Here is a 2,984-nt window from a genome sequence, read left to right as displayed (position 1 = left end):
ACGTGTCGAGCTGCCACGAGTCGAGCTGCCACGAGTCGACCTGCCACGAGTCAACCTGCCACGAGTCAACCTGCCACGAGTCGACCTGCCACGAGTCAACCTGCCACGAGTCAACCTGCCACGAGTCGACCTGCCACGAGTCGACATCCCCCGACTCAAAAGGAGTTCAGCCATGGATTCGGTCATGGACGCTGTTCCGCGCAAGACGATCGTCATCACAGGGGCCGGATCCGGCTTCGGCGCGCTGTCCGCCCGTGCCCTCGCCCGCGCCGGGCACACGGTGTACGCCGCGATGCGGGACACCGGCGGGCGCAACGCGGCCCGGGTCGCGGAGGCCGAGGCGTACGCCGCAGAGCACGCGGTGGACCTCCGTACGGTCGAACTCGACGTCCTCTCCCAGGAGTCGGCGGACACGGCGATCGCCACGGTGCTGGCGGGGGCCGGCCGGCTGGACGTCCTCGTCCACAACGCCGGGCACATGGTGACCGGCCCGACGGAGGCCTTCACGCCCGCCGAACTGGCCGCGGTCCACGACACGAACGTGCTGGGCACCCAGCGGGTCAACCGGGCCGCGCTGCCGCACCTGCGGGCCCAGGGCCACGGCCTGCTGCTGTGGGTCGGCTCCACCTCCACGCGCGGCGGCACCCCGCCGTACCTGGCGCCGTACTTCGCCGCCAAGGCCGCGATGGACGCGCTCGCCGTGTCGTACGCCGCCGAGCTTGCCCGCTTCGGCATCGAGACGACGATCGTGGTGCCGGGCGCGTTCACCTCGGGCACGAACCACTTCGCGAGCGGTGGCCACCCCTCCGAACGGACCGTGCTGCCCGCCTACGAGGAGCACTACGCGGGCCTGATGGACCAGGTCGCCGGACGCCTGGCGGCCCTCACACCGCCAGACGCGGACGTGTCGCTCGTCGCCGACGCCATCGTCGACGTGGTGGACACCCCGCACGGGAAGCGTCCCTTCCGGGTGCACGTCGACCCGGCGGACGACGGTTCGCAGGAGGTCAGCGTGGTCGCGGACCGTGTCCGCGCCGAGTTCCTGACCCGGATCGGCCTGGCGGACCTGTTGTCCCCCGTAGCGCAGAAGGGGACGGCATGACCTCGGACGACTCGGATAACGTCGCTACCGTGAGTACGTCCGTGAGCAGTACGAAAGAGCGCATCCTCGAAGTGGCGGCCGAGCTGGTGGCGAACTCCCCCGACGGGGACGTCTCCACCCGGGCGGTCTGCGAGGCGGCAGGGGTCGGCGCCCCGGCCCTCTACCGCCACTTCGGAGACAAGGAGGGCCTGCTGTCGGCGGTGGTCGACCACGGGTACGAGAAGTACCTGACGACCAAGCGCAGCCGCAGGCCCGGCACGGACCCCATACAGGACCTGCGTGACGGCTGGGACACCCACGTCGAGTTCGCCCTGCGCAACCCGAACCTGTACCGCCTGATGAACTCCCCGGCGATGCGCACACCGCCGGCTGCCGCCCTGGAGTCCCACCGCATCCTCACCGCGGACCTCCGGCGCGCGGCCGAACAGGGCAAGCTGCGCCTGGCCCCCGAACTCGCCGCACAGATGATCATGTCCGCCAACGTCGGCGTCTCCCTGATGCTGGTCTCCCGCCCGACGACCTTCACGGACGAGACGCTCTCCCGGCGGATACGGGACGCGGTGCACGCGGTGGTCTTCACCCCGGAGGCGACGGGGCCGGAGACCGTGTCCGCCGGCGACGAGGAAGCGAAAGCGGAAGACGTACTCCCCGCCACCGCCACCCACCTCGCCGCCCTCGTCCGCCAGACCCCGAGGCCGGACTTCACCCCGGGCGAGTCCGCCCTTCTGGGCGAGTGGCTGGACCGCCTCTCCAACACGACACCGGAGTAGCCGTACTCAGGCCACTACGGGCCACGACAGGTCGCGACCTCGCGGCAACCTGAGTACGACGGCGGATGCCGCCCGAACACGGTCCTCCGTACCGTCGGCCGCATGGCGAACACCAACACCACCGGCTCCCGGCGCACTCCCCTCGACCGGGCCGGCCTGACCGTCCTGGCGATGCTGGTACTCATCACCGGAGGCCTGGTCTCCACCTTCGGCCCGCTCCTCGCCATCGCCTGCGACACCTGCGAGGACGGCGTCCGCACACCCGAGTTCGCGAACGCGCTCATGCTGGTCGCCCGGTTCGGCGTACCGCTCACCACGCTGGTGACGGTCGCCGCGATCTTCCTCCCCCGGGGTGGCGCGAAGGCGGGCGGAATCGGCCTGGGTGTACTGGCCCTCCTCATGGTGACGCTGCTGGCCCTCGGCCAGTGAGCCGAGGGGCGGTCGAGCCGTTGTTGTTGCTCCTGAGCGCCCGGAGAAGGACGTCGAAGGGCGGGAAGCCGATGTCGGCGGAGTGCGGGCGCGGGGCGGGGGACCGGTGACCACGCAGGTGCCCGTCGTCGTGGCAAGGCGTGCGATGTCCGTCCAGCCTCACCGACCAACGATTTCGAAGGCGCGGCTGCCGTGGGCGGGGCCTACCGCCACAGGGTCCAGATCAGGAACTCGCCGGAGATCACGGCAGCCCTCGAAGATGCGTGTGGCGGAGGCAGTCGCACATGAACGGAATCCCGCTGGAGGAGGCCGAGTCCACCAAGGCGTTCACGCCATCGGGCGGGAACCAGCCGTGGGCAGGGAGATCCCCTGCCGGTGATCTCCCTCTGCGGAGTACACGGGTTGCGCCATGATGCCGGCACGTCCAATACCCCCTGTCCAAGCCGGATTCTGCGCTGTCTCCGCCAAAGTGCTTCTCTTCTCCGCAGCCAACAGGGCTTTGAACAAGCCCATCGTTGTAGTTCAGGCATCCCCCTTACATGAGGGGGGAATGCCTGAGACTATTTGCCTCGCCAGTGCGAGATGGGGGCTAGGCCCTGTCGTCAAATTCCCGTCTGCCCCGCGACGCCATGCACGCACTCTCACCGCACCAGGCACAGACCCAAGTACGTCCAGTACGAGGG

At 69.7% G+C, this 2,984-nt stretch carries 3 protein-coding genes; all 3 read left to right on the top strand.

Annotation, left to right across the window (positions count from 1 at the left end):
* Positions 1-172 precede the first annotated feature (172 nt).
* Positions 173-1,102, top strand: a complete 930-nt coding sequence (locus tag ABZ656_RS13370; RefSeq protein WP_360267506.1) for an SDR family NAD(P)-dependent oxidoreductase — start codon at positions 173-175, stop codon at positions 1,100-1,102.
* Positions 1,099-1,872 (top strand): TetR/AcrR family transcriptional regulator, encoded by a 774-nt coding sequence (locus ABZ656_RS13365; RefSeq protein ID WP_101404467.1) that lies wholly within the window; start codon positions 1,099-1,101, stop codon positions 1,870-1,872. Before ABZ656_RS13370 ends, ABZ656_RS13365 begins: the two co-directional genes overlap by 4 nt.
* A gap of 102 nt (positions 1,873-1,974) precedes the next feature.
* Positions 1,975-2,301, top strand: a complete 327-nt coding sequence (locus ABZ656_RS13360; protein WP_101404468.1) for a hypothetical protein — start codon at positions 1,975-1,977, stop codon at positions 2,299-2,301.
* The last annotated feature ends 683 nt before the right edge of the window (positions 2,302-2,984 follow it).

Origin of the sequence: Streptomyces sp. NPDC007095 (genome assembly GCF_040634475.1) — a bacterium.
Classification (GTDB): domain Bacteria; phylum Actinomycetota; class Actinomycetes; order Streptomycetales; family Streptomycetaceae; genus Streptomyces.
Note: the sequence above shows the minus strand (reverse complement) of the source record. Positions and strands in the feature narration are given on the sequence as shown.